Origin of the sequence: Cryptosporangium aurantiacum, from assembly GCF_900143005.1 — a bacterium.
GTDB lineage: Bacteria > Actinomycetota > Actinomycetes > Mycobacteriales > Cryptosporangiaceae > Cryptosporangium > Cryptosporangium aurantiacum.
Map to the genome: position 1 here is coordinate 332078 of NZ_FRCS01000009.1, position 15432 is coordinate 347509.

Annotated in this window: 15 protein-coding genes and 1 pseudogene; 11 read left to right on the forward strand and 5 right to left on the reverse strand. The window is 72.7% G+C overall.

The window, feature by feature from the left end; translation table 11 throughout:
* Window positions 1-44: 44 nt before the first annotated feature.
* The 3 genes and pseudogenes from BUB75_RS48900 to BUB75_RS28465 form a co-directional block, all read right to left on the reverse strand.
* Window positions 45-503 (reverse strand): annotated as a pseudogene (locus BUB75_RS48900) (DUF3291 domain-containing protein); the annotation flags it as partial.
* Window positions 504-526: 23 nt separating this feature from the next.
* Window positions 527-1135, reverse strand: coding sequence for a TetR/AcrR family transcriptional regulator (locus BUB75_RS28460; RefSeq protein WP_218617811.1), 609 nt, complete (start codon window positions 1133-1135; stop codon window positions 527-529).
* Between the two features lie 37 nt (window positions 1136-1172).
* Complete coding sequence (locus BUB75_RS28465) at window positions 1173-3029, reverse strand: AMP-dependent synthetase/ligase (protein ID WP_425430903.1); 1857 nt, start codon at window positions 3027-3029, stop codon at window positions 1173-1175.
* A 102-nt stretch (window positions 3030-3131) separates the two neighbouring features.
* On the opposite strand from BUB75_RS28465, the gene BUB75_RS28470 reads away from it, so the two are divergent.
* Window positions 3132-3749, forward strand: a complete 618-nt coding sequence (locus BUB75_RS28470; RefSeq protein WP_143175444.1) for a TetR/AcrR family transcriptional regulator — start codon at window positions 3132-3134, stop codon at window positions 3747-3749.
* 33 nt (window positions 3750-3782) lie between these two features.
* Here BUB75_RS28470 and BUB75_RS28475 read toward each other — a convergent pair whose 3' ends face one another.
* Window positions 3783-4643 (reverse strand): mycofactocin-coupled SDR family oxidoreductase, encoded by an 861-nt coding sequence (locus tag BUB75_RS28475; RefSeq protein WP_073260928.1) that lies wholly within the window; start codon window positions 4641-4643, stop codon window positions 3783-3785.
* 79 nt (window positions 4644-4722) lie between these two features.
* Here BUB75_RS28475 and BUB75_RS28480 point away from each other — a divergent pair, with 79 nt between their 5' ends.
* Together BUB75_RS28480 and BUB75_RS28485 are read left to right on the forward strand one after the other, a co-directional pair.
* Window positions 4723-5271 carry a TetR/AcrR family transcriptional regulator gene (locus BUB75_RS28480; RefSeq protein ID WP_073260930.1) on the forward strand — a complete coding sequence of 183 codons (549 nt, stop codon included), beginning with the start codon at window positions 4723-4725 and terminating at the stop codon, window positions 5269-5271.
* Window positions 5272-5388: 117 nt separating this feature from the next.
* Window positions 5389-6963 carry a glycoside hydrolase family 18 protein gene (locus BUB75_RS28485; protein ID WP_218617814.1) on the forward strand — a complete coding sequence of 525 codons (1575 nt, stop codon included), beginning with the start codon at window positions 5389-5391 and terminating at the stop codon, window positions 6961-6963.
* Between the two features lie 74 nt (window positions 6964-7037).
* Here BUB75_RS28485 and BUB75_RS28490 read toward each other — a convergent pair whose 3' ends face one another.
* Window positions 7038-7541 (reverse strand): hypothetical protein, encoded by a 504-nt coding sequence (locus tag BUB75_RS28490; RefSeq protein ID WP_073260932.1) that lies wholly within the window; start codon window positions 7539-7541, stop codon window positions 7038-7040.
* Between the two features lie 120 nt (window positions 7542-7661).
* Here BUB75_RS28490 and BUB75_RS44430 point away from each other — a divergent pair, with 120 nt between their 5' ends.
* The 8 genes from BUB75_RS44430 to BUB75_RS28530 form a co-directional block, all read left to right on the forward strand.
* The gene (locus BUB75_RS44430) at window positions 7662-8711 is read left to right on the forward strand and encodes a hypothetical protein (protein WP_178379999.1); all 1050 of its coding nucleotides are present in this window, start codon (window positions 7662-7664) and stop codon (window positions 8709-8711) included.
* Window positions 8712-8723: 12 nt separating this feature from the next.
* Window positions 8724-9875 carry a sensor histidine kinase gene (locus BUB75_RS28500; protein WP_084741828.1) on the forward strand — a complete coding sequence of 384 codons (1152 nt, stop codon included), beginning with the start codon at window positions 8724-8726 and terminating at the stop codon, window positions 9873-9875.
* Entirely contained in the window at window positions 9872-10546 is a 675-nt protein-coding gene (locus tag BUB75_RS28505; protein WP_073260933.1) for a response regulator, read from the forward strand. The genes BUB75_RS28500 and BUB75_RS28505 overlap by 4 nt, the downstream gene beginning before the upstream one ends.
* Before the next feature lie 144 nt (window positions 10547-10690).
* Window positions 10691-11155 (forward strand): hypothetical protein, encoded by a 465-nt coding sequence (locus tag BUB75_RS28510; protein ID WP_143175446.1) that lies wholly within the window; start codon window positions 10691-10693, stop codon window positions 11153-11155.
* 16 nt (window positions 11156-11171) lie between these two features.
* On the forward strand, window positions 11172-11936 hold the full coding sequence (locus BUB75_RS28515; RefSeq protein WP_073260937.1) for an SDR family NAD(P)-dependent oxidoreductase: 765 nt from the start codon (window positions 11172-11174) through the stop codon (window positions 11934-11936).
* Window positions 11937-11989: 53 nt separating this feature from the next.
* Window positions 11990-13936, forward strand: coding sequence for a DUF6461 domain-containing protein (locus BUB75_RS46510; RefSeq protein ID WP_073260939.1), 1947 nt, complete (start codon window positions 11990-11992; stop codon window positions 13934-13936).
* A gap of 5 nt (window positions 13937-13941) precedes the next feature.
* Window positions 13942-14430, forward strand: a complete 489-nt coding sequence (locus BUB75_RS46515; RefSeq protein ID WP_073260941.1) for a GNAT family N-acetyltransferase — start codon at window positions 13942-13944, stop codon at window positions 14428-14430.
* Between the two features lie 10 nt (window positions 14431-14440).
* Window positions 14441-15432, forward strand: a 992-nt coding sequence (locus BUB75_RS28530) for a DUF222 domain-containing protein (protein WP_143175447.1), incomplete at its 3' end; no start/stop codon positions are given.

Below are 15432 nucleotides of genomic sequence, written 5' to 3' on the forward strand. Positions count from 1 at the left end.
GCGATCGTGCGGACGTCGGTGTCCGCACCGGGCCGCAGGGTGAACTCCGGCGGCGGGAACGGCGCCCGGAACGTGAACGCGGTCTCGGTGGGTCCGTGTTTCCGCAGGTGCCGCACCCGTTCCTCAGCTTCCTCGGTCGTCGGACGCTCACCGGCAGGCACCCACCAGAGTGCGGTGTACGCCTCGCTCATCGGGGCGAACCACTCGCGGCGGCGACGCAACACCGTGCGGTGTAACTCTCCGAACGTGAAGTCGGAGAGGGATTCCACCGAGTCCCAGACCGACATGTTCACGATGACGCCCACGCTGTCGGCCGCGTCCCACTCGAACGCGCGGATCGCGGTCGCGTTGCCCTCGTCGGTGGCCAGCCGCCACCGGAAGCCCGGCGCCGCGTCGGCGGCGGCGTTGATCGGGTCGAGTGCGGCCATGAAGTCCGCGAGCACCGGGGAGTCCAGCGGAGCCCGTAACCGGCCGACGTTCACCTGTGCGAGTTCCCACGCCATGGCCCGCACGGTACCCGGCGGAATCACCTCACCAGCGTGCCGTGCAGGAACACGTCGACCGCGGTGGTGATGCTGTGCTCCACTTCGGAGGGTGCCGGCCGGGACGGCGAGTTCGTGAGCAGCCGCATCTGCGGGTCGCCGAGCATGGCCTGATACAGCTGCGCCCCGGCGGCCCTCGCGTCGGCGATCCGGATGAGGCCCTGGTCAGCGGCGGACTGCAGGTAGCGGCCGAGCACCGCCTGTCCGAACGCCGGTCCGTGCTCGAAGAACGCCTGGCCGATCCCCGGGATGCGCTCCGCCTCGGCCGTGACGAGCCGGTGCAACGCGATCGAGGACGGGTCGAGGACGATCGTCGCGAAGTGCCGGCCCAGCGCGACCAGCGTCGCCGCCACGTCCGCATCCTCGGGGGTGAACGAACGTAGCGGCGCCGACTTCTCGTCCAGCAGTGCCTCGACCGCCGACCGGAACAGCTCGGCCTTGTCCGCGAAGTGCCGGTACAGCGTCGACTTGGACCCGCCGACCGCGTGCAGCACGTCCTCCATCGACACGCCGGCGTAGCCGCGGGCGAGGAACAGCTGGCCGGCCGCCCGCAGAATGACCGTCCGCCGCTCCGTGCCCTGTCTGGTTGGCATGGTCCACATCATCGCTCACGGCAGTCCGCGGGTGCCGTCAGCTGCTGTAGTGCGCCTCCAGCAGGTCCGCGTGGCGTCGCTCGACGACCCGGCGCTTCAGCTTCAGCGACGGCGTCAGGTCGCCGTCCTCCACGGTCAGCGGCCGGTCGAGGATCGTGAACTTCTTGATCGTCTCCCACTTGCCCAGCCCGGCGTTGAGCCGCTCGACGTAACCGGCGATCTCCGCCCGCAGCGCCTCCGACCCGGCGATCTCGGCGATCGATGCCCCGGCCAGCCCGTGGCCGGCGGCCCAGGCGGCGGCCGCGTCCGGGTCGAGCGCGACCAGCGCGGTGACGAAGTTGCGTCCCTCGCCGTGGACGACGATCTCGGTGGCCAGCGGGCACATCGCCTTGAACCGCACCTCGATCGGCTGCGGGGCGACGAACTTGCCGCCGGACGTCTTGATCAGGTCCTTCTTGCGGTCGGTGATCTTCAGCGAGCCGCGCGCGGTGACCTCTCCGATGTCACCGGTGTGCAGCCAGCCGTCGGTGAGCGTGTCGGCGGTCGCCTCCGGGAGCTGGTGGTAGCCCTCCATCACACCCGGCCCGCGGACCAGGACCTCCCCGTCCTCGGCCAGCGCCACCGACGTGCCCGGCAGCGGCAATCCGACGGTGCCGAACTCGACATGGTCCGGCCGGTTCACGAACGACGCCGCGGCGGTCTCGGTGAGCCCGTACCCCTCGAGCACGAGCAGCCCGATCGCGTCGAACCACTCGGCGATCTCACCGGACAGCGGCGCGGCCCCGGAGATGAAGTACCGCATCCGGCCGCCGAACCGTTGCCGGATCTTCGTCGACACCAGCCGGTCGGCGATCGAGTGCTGGAACGCCAGGAACGCGGCCGGCCGTTCGCCCCGGTGCCGCGCGCGGGACACCTGACGCCCCACGTCGACCGCCCAGTCGAACAGGCGGGCCTTGACGCCGCCCTCCTGCTGCATCGTCGCGGCGACGCCCGCGTACACCTTCTCGAAGATGCGCGGCACCGCGGGCATCACGGTGGGCCGGACGACCGGCAGGTTGTCGATGATCTTCGTGACGTCGCCGTCCACCACGGACGGGTGCCCGACCGCGAGCTGCCCGCCGAGCAGCGTCTTGCCGAACGCGTGCGCCAGCGGCAGCCACAGGTAGGCCAGGTCGTCGGCCTTGATCAGGCCCACGGCCTGGATCGCGAGGCCCTCGTACACCCACGCCCGGTGGGTCAGCCGGACGCCCTTGGGGCGTCCGGTGGTTCCGGAGGTGTAGATCAACGTCGCGAGGTGCTCGGGCGCGACGGCCGCGGTCGCTTCCTTCACCAGCTGGGGACGCTCGACGAGAACTGCCCGCCCGCGCTCGCGGAGAGCGCCGAGCGTGAGCACCCGGGGGTCGTCCTGCGGCGGCTCGCCGTCGATCAGCACCGCACACTCGATCGGCGACTCGAGCACGCTCGCCAGGTGGGCCGTGGTCTCCACGACCGCGAACCGCGCGCCGGAGTCGGTGAGGATGTGCGCGACGTCGACCGGCGTCGATGTCGGATACACGGTGGTCGTCGTGCCGCCCGCGCACGCCACCGCGAGGTCGGCCTCGATCCACTCGACCCGGGTGGCGGACATCAGCGCGACCCGGTCCTCCGGGCGCAGGCCGAGGTCGAGCAGCCCGGCGGCGAGCTCGGTGACCGTGCGGCCGGTCTCGGCCCAGGTCTGCGAACTCCAGCCGCCGGTGCCGTCGGGGCGGCGGTACGCCTCGGCGTCGGGCGTCCGGCCGACCCGGTCGAGGAACAGCGCACCGAGCGAGGCCGGTGCGGTGGCCTGCAGCTCGGTCAGCAGCGTGGTCTCCGCGTCCGGCGCCGCGCAGGCATCCGAGGCCTGGTACTCGACGATTGATTCCACGGCGTCTCCTCGCTGAGTCGCGGTAACTTACGGGCCGTAAGTTACAGGCCGTCAGTTACGCTCGGAGGCGTTTCGGCGAGAAAGGCGGCGCCCGTGGTCGACGACGACCCACCCCGGCGGCGGCGAATGACCCGCACCGCGCGTGAGCAGCAACTTCTCGACGTCGCCGAGGACCTGTTCCTGACCGCGGGCTACGAGCGGACGTCGATCGAGGACATCGCCAGAGCCGCGGGCATCACCCGGCCGGTCGTCTACGAGCACTACGGCAGCAAGGAAGGCATCTACCTGGCGTGCGTCCGCCGGGCGCGGGTGCCGCTCAACGAGGCTCTGCAGACCGCGTTCGAGAGCAGCCAGGACCCGGCGGAGCAGTTCGCGCGCGGCGTCGACGCCTACTACACGATGCTCGAGGGCGACCCGAGCCGCTGGCGCCTGCTGTTCAGCCCGCACGGGGTGCTCACCGGGCCGCTCGCCGACGACCTCCTCCGCGAGCGATTCCGGACCACGAACCTGATCGCGGATCTGATCGAAGCCCACCTGCCGGACGTCGACCCGCAGCGGATCGACGCGTTCGCGCACGCGATCTCGGGCAGCGTCGAGCAGTTGGGGCGCTGGTGGCTGGCTCACCCCGAAGTGGAGCGCGCCACCGTCGTGGGCTACCAAGTCGCGTTCTTCCTCCCGGCCTTCGAGGCGATGCGCACGTCGTGCCCCTAGGACGGCACGAGGCGCGCATCGCCTCGAACGTGCTCAGCCGGGGGCGTTGGCGGTCGTCGCCGGCAGCAGCGCACCGGCGTCGACCTTGAGCTGCTGGCCGGTCACGTACCGGGCGGCGTCGGACGCCAGGTAGAGCACGGCCTCGCTGATGTCGACCGGGTCGAGCGTGTTCACCGGAAGCTTGTGCATCGAGCCGAACGCGGGCTCGGCGTCCTCGCGGGTCGGGTGCTCCAGGTCGGGCCGGAACACCTTGTACATCATGTCGTTGAGCAGCATCGGCGTCGCGATGTTGCCCGGGTGCACCGCGTTGACCCGGATCGACAGCGGCGCCAGCGTTAGCGCCAGGTCGTGCACCAGGCGGGCGACGGCCTTCTTGGCGTGCGAGTAGCCGGCACCGCCGGGGCCCGCCGAGTCGACCGAGCCGGCCATGAACGCGGCCATCGAGCCGGTGACGACGATCGACGCACCGGCGCCCAGGTGCGGGAACGCCGCCTCGAGCGTGTTGATCACGCCGACCAGGTTGGTCGACACGGTGTCGAACCACCCGATCGTGGGCACCGACGTGCCGATCGGGCTGATGCCCGCGTTCGCGACGACGACGTCGAGGTGGCCCAGCTCGGCGACGCCGGCCTCGACCGCAGCCACCAGCTGGGCGCGCTCCCGGACGTCGGCGACCCGGGTCACCACGCGCCGGTCGAGCGCTTCGACCAGCCGGGCGGTCTCCGCCAGGTCCGCCTCGGACGCCATCGCGTACGGCACCGACTCGAGCTGGGCGCAGATGTCGACCGCGACGATGTCCGCGCCCTCCTCCGCCAGCCGCACCGCATGGCTGCGGCCCTGTCCGCGCGCTGCCCCCGTCACGAAGGCGACTTTGCCTTCCATTCTCCCGGCCATCCGGCTGCTCCTCACCGCTCTACCGACCATTCTGGTCGGGAAAACTACCGCAGTGGTCGGTGGTTCGTAAGATGGTCCGGTGGCGAGAGTTTTCCGGCAGCAGATCGACGAAGGCATCCTCAACCGCGCGGCGACGCTGTTCGCCCGGTACGGCTACGCGCAGACCTCGGTGCAGGCCATCGCCGACGCGGTCGGCATGTCCAAGGCCGGCTTGCTGCACTACTTCCCGACGAAGGACGCGCTGCGGGACGCCGTCGTCGCGCACAGTGCGGCGCTCGCCCAGGAGGTGCTCGACGCGGTCGACGGCGAGCCGCTGGGACCCGCCCGCGACCGCCGGGTCATCGAGGCGCTGGCCGACCAGGCCATCGCCCGGCCCGGCATGGTCGCGTTCCTGGTCAGCTCCACGGCCACCGAGCCGTCGACGCCCGGCGCCGAGCGCATCCACCGCACAGTGTTCCGCGCGTTCGGTGCCGACCCCGACGGGGAGCCCGAGCGCGCGATCCGGGTGCTCGGCGCGCTCGGCGCGCTCTCGATCGTCGTACTGGCCGCTCAGCGCGTCGGCAAGGCGATCCCGTGGCGGTCACACGTCATCGCCACCAGCTTTGACGCCCTGGGGCACCGCATCTGAATCACCCCTAACGAGGCCTTAAAGCTGCCAGATCGGTACTTTGTCTCCGGATCTGGGAGAACAGTGCGGCTCTACGGTTTCTCGGGACAGCACCCGAACCGTCCAGGAGCCCCGACCGTGCCGCCCGTACCTGTGCGTGAGCAACCACCCGACGGTTTCCGGGGTGGGCACCGGCGGCGCAGATCCCGGAAACCGATCCGCCGGCTCGGGGTGGCCGGACTGCTCGCCACCGTCGTCGCGGTCACCGTCGCCACGTTCACCGCGGGGCAGGCTCAGGCCGCCGGGTTCTCGGTGTCCTACGTCCAGTCGGCGCGCTGGGACAGCGGCTACACCGGCGCGTACACGGTGACCAACACCGGCGCGGACGCCGTCGAGAGCTGGTCGCTGGCGTTCACGCTGCCGGACGGCGCCCGGATCACCAGCCTCTGGAACGGCCGGATGAGCGTTTCCGGCCGGGACGTCACCGTGCGCAACGAGACCTGGAACGGGCGGCTCGCCCCGGACGCGTCGGTCGTCGTCGGCTTCGTCGCGGACGCGACCGGCACCGAGCAGGCCGCACCCGACGGGTGCACGATCAACGGCGTGAGCTGCACCGAGAGCACCGGCGAGCCGATCACCGCCGGGCCGTCCGACGCCCCGTCCGCACCGGCGGCTCCGAAACCGACCGCTCCGAACCCGGCCGCGACCTCGACGGCACCGGCGACCTCCGCCGCGCCGGTGGCGCCGGGCCCGCCGGTGATTCCGGGCTCGCCGGTGATGATTCCGGGCACCCCGGCGCCCACCGGCACGGAGTTCGCGCCCTACGTCGACGTGCTGCTCCATCCGCCCTACGACCTCGCGGCAGCCGCCGCGTCGACCGGCGTCCGGCAGTACACGCTCGGGTTCCTCGTCGCGAACGGCGGCTGCACGCCGAGTTGGGGCGGTGTCCTGCCGGTCGGCGACGCCGGGATCGCCCGCCGCGTCAGCGCGCTCCGCGAGGCCGGGGGCGACGTCCGGCTCTCGTTCGGCGGCGCGACCGGCACCGAGCTCGCGACGGTCTGCAGCACGCCCGAGCAGCTCGCCGCCGCCTACCAGAGCGCGATCGACGCCTACGCCGCGACGCGGATCGACTTCGACGTCGAGGGAGCGGCGCTCGCGGACACCGCGGCGAACCGCCGCCGCGCGGAGGCGATCACGATCCTGCGGCAGACCGCGGCCGCGGCCGGGCGACCGCTGGACGTGTCGGTGACGCTGCCGGTGCTCCCGCAGGGCCTCACCCAGGGCGGCGTCGATCTGCTGACCGACGCCCGGGCCGCGGACGTGGTGTTCGACGCGGTCAACGTCATGGCGATGGACTACGGCGACGCCGCCGCGCCGGACCCGGCCGGGCGGATGGGACGGTTCGCGATCGACGCGGTCACCGCGGTGCAGGCCCAGGTGAGGGGCGTCTTCGGGCTGTCGGACGACGCCGCGTGGCGGTCGCTCGCGGTGACGCCGATGATCGGCGTCAACGACGTCGCCACCGAGGTCTTCACGCCTGCCGACGCCCGGATCGTCGCGGAGTTCGCGCGCTCGAAGGAGCTGGCCTGGTACTCGATGTGGTCGGCCGCCCGGGACACGCCCTGCGTCGGCGGCCCGAAGCCGGTCGCGGATCCGACCTGCTCGGGCCTCGCCGAGGAGCCGCTGGCGTTCACCCGCGCGTTCGTCGAGTGAGGACGTGACGTCCTCACTCGAACGTCCGCGTGGTTCAGGTTCAGTCGGTCACGGGGTTCAGTCGGTCAGGGGGTTCAGTCGGTCAGGGCCTTCGCGAGGTCGTCGCGGAACGCGCGCTCGGTCTCGGTGACGGTCTCGCCGCCGAGCCCGAGCACCCCGCCGGACGACGCCGCACCGACGACGCTCTCCGCGACCTCGACCAGCCAGTGCCGGTACGTCTCCGCGTCCGCCTTCTCGGCCTTGGCCCTGAGCAGCGCGTTCGCCTCGGCGGCGCGGCCCAGTACGTCCTGGGCGTACGCGGCGGGGTCGGGGGGTTCGATCACCGGGGCCTCCTCCCCGAGGGTCGGGTCGGCCACTTCGGTGACGATCGAGCCCGCGATCGCGGCCACCAGCGGACTCGCCGAGGCCCGCGCGTCCGCGATGACGTCCAGACCGGCAGCGGTCTCCGCGCGGGTCTTCCGGGTGCTGTCCGGCGTGGCGGCGCTCGCCGCGACGAGTACCGACTGCGGCAGGCCGACGAGCAGCCCCCACTCCGCGTCGGTGAAGCCCAGCGTCGCGTACAGCGGCAATTCGGTCACAGGTGCGTCCTTCTCCCTCGGATCCATGTGCTCCCGCCTATACCCGTACCCCAGCGGGGGTACGCCGAGTGTCCTCGTCAGGGGGACGGTTCGGCGCCGGGGCCGTCCTACCGTCCCGACATGCGAACGACGAGGCAGTTGTGGGACGCGATCCGGCCGCTCACCGGGCAGCAGCGGTTCCTCTGGTGGGCGGGCACCGCGCTGATGCTGTCCGGGGTCGTGCACCTCGGGATCGCGGCCGTCGACGGGCCGTGGGCGGGCTCGGTATCCTGGCGCAAGCCGGCGCTGTTCGGCGAGTCGTTCGGGCTGCTGCTCTGGTCGGTCGCCTGGGTGCTGCGCCACCTGCCGGACCGGCGGTGGGGCTGGCTCCCGACCGGCATCGTCGGCAGCATGTCGGTGATCGAGGTCGTGTTGATCACCGTGCAGCGGTGGCGCGGAGTGCCGTCCCACTTCAACGCGGAGACCTCGGGTGACGCCGCGATCTGGAGCATCATGGGGACCTCGGTGTTCGTGCTGGTGGCGGGCCTCGTCGTGATCCTGCTCCGGGCGCTGTTCACGTTCCGCGGCAGCCCCGCCGCGCGAGTCGCCGTCCTGGCCGGGCTGCTGCTGGTGCTGGCCGGAGGTGCGGTGGGCGGCAGCATGGCGTCGGTCGGCGAGGAGGTCGTCGCGACCACCGGGCACGTGCCCGAGGAGCTGGTCTTCGGCGCCGCCGGGAGCGCGAAGGTCGCCCACGCGCTGGGCATCCACGCGCTGCAGGTGCTCGGGCTGCTCGCGATCGGGCTGGAGTTGAGCGGGCGGCGCGGCCTGCGGACCGTCCTGCTCGGCACGGCCGGGTACACCGCGCTGTTCGCCGCGGTCACCGTCACCGCGTACGCCGGCGAACCGTGGATCTCACCGACGCCGGCGATGGGGCTGCTGGGCGGCGTGGGCGCCCTCGCGCTCCTGGCCGCCGCCGCCCAGGTCGCGAACGGCCTCCGCGCTCCGGCCCCGGCGGGCCCCGGCGCCCCCGCGGGTCCTGGCGGCCCGGCGCAGGCAGGCAGCCCGGCGCAGGCGGGCGGCCCGGCGCAGGCGGGCGGCCCGGCGCAGGCAGGCAGCCCGGCGCAGGCAGGCAGCCCGGCCGCTCCCGATTACGCGGCGGGGACGGCCGTGCGGCGCGCTCCCCGGCCGTGATGAGGTAAGCCGGTGACCCCCCTCGCGCGCACCGCGCACCTGGTCGCGGCCCGCGTGCGCGCGGTGCCGCCGCCGGTCGTCGACCTCGCACCGGCCGTCGTGGCGTTCGCCGCGATGGTCGCCACCCGAGCCGCGACCGACCCCGGCGACCGCCTGGCGATCGGCGTCGCACTGAGCGCGATCGTCGCCACCGGCCTGGCCCTGCGGCGGCGCGCGCCGGTCATCGGCTATGCCGTGCAGACGGGCGCGCTGGCTGTGGAGTCGCTGGGGCTCGGCCCCGGCGAACTCACCCCGCTCGTCAACCTGATGGGGCTCTACGCGCTGGGGCACGGTGCCGCCCGGCAGCGCGTGCTCTGGGGGCCGGTCATCATGCTGCCCGGCATCCTGGCGTACTTCGGCCCCGACGACGGCCCCGCGCTGGCCCCGGCCGGCGTGGTGTTCCTCTGGCTGCTGGTCTGGGCGGCCGGCTACACCGCGGCACGACGTCGGGACGCACAGGCCGAGGCCCGCGCCGAGGAAGAACGGCGGATGCGCCAGGACGCGGTGGCCGACGAGCGGACCCGGATCGCCCGCGAGCTGCACGACCTCGTCGGGCACACGCTCACCGTGATGCTGGTCCGGGTCGGCGCGGCGCGCGTGGTCCTGGACCGCGACCCCGGTCAGGCCCGCGACATCCTGCACGGGGTGGAGGAGAGCGGACGCGCGGCGCTCGACGAGCTCGACCACGTCCTCGGCGTGCTCCGGCCGGACGCCACCCCGGACGCCACCCCGGACCCCACCGACGCGCAGCCGGGCCTGGCCTCGGTGCCCCGGCTGGTCGAGCGGATGGCCGGAACCGGCACCGCGGTCTCGGTGCGGATCGAGCCGCCCGCCGACGCGCTTCCCGCCGGCCTCGACCGCGCCGCGTACCGGATCGTCCAGGAAGCACTGACCAACGCGCTCCGGCACGGCAGGGCAGCCTCGGTCAGCGTGTCCGCACGGTGCGACCGCGGCACGGTCGAGCTGGTGGTGTCCGACGACGGCGCCGGACCGCCGCCGGGTTACCGGCCCGGACGAGGCCTGCTGGGCATCGCCGAACGCGCCGCGCTGTTCGCCGGAACCGTCGAGCACGCGGCCCGCGACGGTGGCGGCTTCCGCGTCCGAGCCGTGCTTCCGCTGCCGTGACCGCGTCCGGCGTCCGAATTCTGCTCGCCGATGACGACGCGCTGCTCCGCGCGGGTCTCGCGGTGATCCTCGGCGCAGCCGAGGACATCGACGTCGTCGGCGAAGCCGCCGACGGACTGGCCGCGGTCGAATCCTGTCACCGCCTCGATCCGGACGTCGTCCTGATGGACGTCCGGATGCCGGGTATCGACGGCATCGAGGCCACCCGGCGGATCGTCGGCGCGGCGCTGCCCGCGCGGGTGCTCGTCCTGACCACGTTCCGCCACGACGAGTACGTGTGGGGCGCTCTCCGTGCGGGAGCCAGCGGTTTCCTGCTCAAACGCACGTCGCCGGAGCGGCTGGTCGACGCCGTCCGGACCGTGGCGGGCGGCGAGGACCTGATCGATCCGGCGGTCACCCGCGACCTGGTCGAGCACTTCGTCCGACGTGCCCCGGGTACCGAGGCGGGCGCGGCAGCCGCCGCCAAACGTCGACTCGGGCCGTTGACCGAGCGGGAGGCCGAGGTCCTCGCGCTCGTCGCACACGGTCTGTCCAACCAGGAAATCGCCGACCGGCTGGTCATCGCGGAGTCGACCGCGAAGACGCACGTCAAACGGATCCTGGGCAAGATCGGAGCCCGCGACCGGGCACAGGCGGTGGTGCTGGCCTACCAAGGCGGGCTCGTCGGCTGATTCGGACACTCAGATAGTGGTACTGCCGCGCCACATACGAACAGTCACTTCACGGCGACTGTCCGGTTGAGTTCCAACCGTAGGTCGTCCATCTCCACACAAAGCGGCACCCGAGATGCAACTCCCACCTCTAGCGTCCCGGGCGTGGCCAGCCCTCCTCTGTTCCCACCGCCGACTCCCCGAGATCCATTGCGCGTCCTGGGTCAGTCCGAACAGATCACCTTTGACGGCACCTGGGTCACCGTCCACCGCAAGGGCGAACCGGTCAGACCCGGCGACCGGCGCGTCCACGTGCAGGACATCATCTCGATGGAGTTGAAAACTTCCCGGTTCTCCGGCGGTCAGTTCACGATCGAGGTCGCAGGCCCCGACGGGCTCCGGCCGATCGCCGAGCTGACGGTGGCGTTCCGCGGTGGAAGACAGGACGATTTCGCCCGTCTGAGAGCGTTCGTCGAGGCCTCGCGCGCTGCGGCGCTCGCCCAGCACCAGCAGCCCGCCGCGCCCGCACCGCCGGACCCCGCGGACGAGCTGCGTAGGCTGTGGCAGCTCGTGCAGGTCGGTCAGCTGAGCAAGGAAGAGTTCGAGGAAGCGAAGCGTCAACTGTTCTGAAATCCGAGGGCCGTAGGTGGTGGAGTCCGCGGTGGTCGTCACCGGCGCCGCAGCCGGTATCGGCCGGGCGACCGTCGAGTTGTTCGCCGAGCGGGGCTACGGTGTCGTCGCGGTCGACCCGGTCACCGGCGATCTCGACGGGCTGGCGAACGTCGTCCACCTGGCCGGCGACGTCGCACAGGAGGAGACCAACCGCGCGGCGGTCCGGCTCGCGGTCGAACACTTCGGACGGCTGGACACCGTCGTCCTCAACGCGGGTCTCGGCGGGGCTCCGCCGATTGAGGCACCCGGCGCGATCGAGGCGCTCGACCGCATCTACGCGGTCAACGTGCGCGGTGTCGCGCTGGGGCTCCGCGCCGCGGCCCCGGAGCTCCGCAAGACCCGGGGTGCGGTCGTGGTCACGGCGTCCGTCGCCGGGCAACGCGGCGATCCGTACACGTGGGCGTACAACACGACCAAGGCGGCGCAGCTCAACCTCGTCCGTTCCGCTGCGATCGACTACGCCTACCAGGGCATCCGGATCAACGCGATCGCGCCCGGCCTGACCGTCACACCGCGCACGGAGCCCACTCTCGCCGACCCGGAGCTCGCCGCCGCGATCACCCGCCGCATCCCGCTCGGACGCTGGGGTGACCCGCGCGAGCAGGCCGAAGTCATCTGGTTCCTCGGCACCCCGGCGTCGTCGTACGTCACCGGTGCCGTGCTCCCCAGCGACGGTGGTCTCACCGCGACGAACGGGTTCCTCCTCCCGCCCACCTACGACGGCGAGCCACCCTGCTGAGTCGGCGTCCGCTACGCTCGGCGACCGTCCGATGTGGCCGACAAAGGTGAGCGATGATAGACGTTTCCGACCTCGTCACCGACGACTTCGCCGAGTCCGTCGCGAGCCGGATGGCGCAGTACGTCGACTCCGTCCCGCGGAAACCCGCGGCCGAGCTGGGTCGGGTGGGCGCGCCCCAGGACACCGAGCGCGCCTCGCCGCACGCCCGCGTACGCGCCATCCAGGCCCGCCGCGCGAGCCGCCGTTCCCGCCGGCCGGGGCCCGAGCCGCAGCCCGCCCCCGGCCAGGGGCGGCACAGCCTCCGGCCGGGGGCCGAGCCGCAGCCGGTCGCACTCGCGGCGCTGCGCGGGCAGGATCCGCTGGTGGTCGAACGCCTGCTCGGGGCGCTCGAACGTTCGGTCGCCGACGCCCCGGCCGGCCTGCCGGACCTCTCCGCGCACCTGCGGCCGCTCCCGGACGGTTCGCACATCGCGTTCCTGTCGAGCGGCAGGGAGAGCGCGGCGTACACCGCGGCGTCACTGATCGACCGGTTGCGTCCGGGCGTCGCCGACCTGGTTCTGGCGCTGGCGCGAGCGCTCGCGGAGCATCCGGCGATCCAGCCGCACCTGCGCGCGGATCCGGCCGTCCCGCCCCCGGCCACGGCCTCCTCGTCGGCCGACGCGGCGTCGGCGGACGCGGCCGCGGCGTCGTCGTCGGCGGCGTATTCGGCGGCGGCCGACGGCGAGGAGGCTGTGGCCGCGCAGCACGGGGCGGCCTACCTCGCCCTGTCCGTCGCGACCGCGAGCGCGGTCATCACGCAGGCTGACGCGCCGAACCTCGTGGAGCCCGCCGCGGCCGTCGTCGGCCTGGGCCTCGGCACCGCCGCCACGCTCCTGGCCGAGGTTCCGATGCCGGCGGCCTACGCCGCAGCGCTGCTCGAGCGGATCCGCGCGGAGTACGTACTGCCCCGCCACGCGTACGGCTCGGTGCGGGTGGCGGATCACCGGTTCGCGCTGGCCGAGGGCGGGGTCCCCGAGGGCGGGGTCTTCGAGGGCAGCGTCCCCGAGGGCAGCGTCCCCGAGGCCGCGGACTTCTCCGCGAACGGACTGGTAGCCGTGGTCGACGGCGGCGCGGTGATCCGCACCGGCGTACCCTCCGGCCACGTGCAGATCCAGCTGGCCGTGCTCGCCGCCGCACCGTCCGAGGTGGAACCCGGCTGGGAGGACGTCGTCGAGGTCAGCTGGCGCGCACGGGAGGGCCGGGCCTCCGTCGTCGCCGCGGAGCCCCAGCTACAGCAACAGACCCCGCCGTGGCCCGGCGACTACCGGCTGCGGGTGCACACCCGCGGACGGGACGAGGTCGACCACCACTACGAGAGCTACCGGCTGGTCGTCTGGGCCGCCCCGGCCGCGCCGACGATCATCCACCAGCGCTCGGACGCGCTGGGCCACCGCCTCCGCGGCGAGCCCGAGCCGGTGCGTCCGGCGCGGCCCGAACGCGCCTACCGGTGGATCCAGCGGAGCGCGCTGTCCACCGCGGCGACGGTCACCGTGACGACCGGCGCAACCGTGGACGAGGTCCTGCGCGCGTTCGGCGCCGACCCCACGCGCCCGGAACCGATGGCGCTGCTCCAGCACGTCGCGGACTGGGTCGCCGTCCTCGACGTCGGCGACGCGATACTGGCCGTCGAGTTCAACGGCTACCTGGGTTCCCGCGAGCCGATCCTGTGCGCCGCCTCCGCACAGGGACGGGCGGCGAGCATGTTCTGGAACGTCAACGCGGTGACCCGGCTCTCGTTCGCCGAGCACGGCGAGCTGCTAGCCGGGTTCGAACCGTGGGGCGACGTCCCCGCCGAACCGGCAGTCGCCGCAGCACTCGACGGACTGGACTTCGCCGAACTCGGCGACCGCGAAGAAAAGGGGCTGCTGGCCGTCGAGCGGTTCACCGGTCGCGGGCTTCGCGAGGAAGACCTCGCACGCGTCGAGGAAGCCGGCCTCGGCTACCGCGTCTCGTCCCGGTAGCCGCCGTGCGTGCCACGCTGACCACCGCGCGCCTGGTGCTGCGCCCGGCCACCGACGCGGACGTCCCGGCGCTCCGCGCGCACTGGAACCGGCCGGAGGTCCGGCGTTTCCTGTTCGATGACACCCCGGTCGGGGTGGCTCAGGCCCGCGGTCTGCTGCCCGATGTCTGGGTGGTACACAAGCGCACGGGGACGACGTTCGTCGGCGCGGTCGGGCTGCGACAATTGGACGACGTCGGGCACGAGGTGCTCTACAGCCTCGAGCCGACGCACCAGGGAAGCGGCTACGCCACCGAGGCCGCCGCCGCAGTGGTCGACCACGCACTGGACACGCTGGAACTGCCCTACGTCGTCGCCGAGGTCGACGAGGCGAACGTGGCCTCGGCCGCGGTAGCCCGGCGCCTCGGCATGACGCCGTTCGCCACCGTGCCCGGCCCCCGCGGCCCGCTGATCCGCTACCGCCGCCGCGCGATTTCTGTCGGTGGGCAGCTTTAGAATTTCGCACATGAGTTCGATGGTCGAGTGTGTGGCGGTGTTGCGGGAGCTGGCCGGGGAAGACCTCGGCGGGCTCCCCGATTCCGCGCAGCTCGGCCGGGTGGAGGACTGGGAAGAGATCGTGCGGGTGGCCCAGGCCGGCCTTGCCGAGGCCGTCGGTGCGGTGCACCGCCGAGGCGCGGTCGCCTACAACGGTGCCCCGTCGACGAAGGCCTGGCTGCAGGGCTCCTTGAGGATGACCTCCGGTGAGGCCAGCGCTCTGGTCGATACCGCGCGCCGGTTACCGGTTCTGCCGCGTTTCGCCGGCGCCCTGTCCGCCGGCAGGGTGTCTTTCGGGCATGTGAAGGTCGCCGCGTGGCTCGCCCGGAAAGTCGACGCGGTCGATCCGGATTTGGTGCCGGTCGCTGAGGAGATGTTGTTCGAGAACGCCCACCGGCTCAGCTGCTCGGAGTTGCGGCAGATCGCCAAACGGATCCTCGAGCACCTGCTTCCGGCGAAAGACCACCCGCCCGAACCCGAACGCGCCATCTACCTCGGCCAGACCTACGACGACATCTGGGACCTCAAAGGCTCCCTCTCGCCCGAATGCGGCGCCATGCTCCAGACCTACTTCGCGACCCTGCCCAAGCCTGATCCCGACGACATGCGCTCAGCGGCCGAACGCCGCCACGACGCCCTGCGAGACCTCATCCGGCACATCCTGGACACCGGCGAACTCCCCACCACCGCCGGTGAACAACCCCACCTCACCGTCCTCGTCCACGCCAGCGACCTACGCCGCACCCCGGCCGGCCGCACCGTCCTGGCCGACACCCCAGTTTCCGCCCCGGACACTCCACTGCCCGAGATCCTGGTCCGGCCGGACGACGAGTGGCCCCTCGACACCGGGGAGCAGGAGTGGGTCACCGACTGGGACTGGGACGTGGTCACCGACTGGCTCACCGACCCCCAGCACCAACCCCAACCCGCAACCCCCACCGGCAACCACCCCGACACCGGACC

Excerpts from the sequence above, each read along its gene's own strand:
- BUB75_RS28475 (WP_073260928.1), bottom strand. The coding sequence starts at position 4,643 with ATGGCCGGGAGAATGGAAGGCAAAGTCGCCTTCGTGACGGGGGCAGCG.
- BUB75_RS46510 (WP_073260939.1), top strand. The coding sequence starts at position 11,990 with ATGATAGACGTTTCCGACCTCGTCACCGACGACTTCGCCGAGTCCGTC.
- BUB75_RS44430 (WP_178379999.1), top strand. The coding sequence starts at position 7,662 with ATGCGAACGACGAGGCAGTTGTGGGACGCGATCCGGCCGCTCACCGGG.
- BUB75_RS28460 (WP_218617811.1), bottom strand. The coding sequence starts at position 1,135 with ATGCCAACCAGACAGGGCACGGAGCGGCGGACGGTCATTCTGCGGGCG.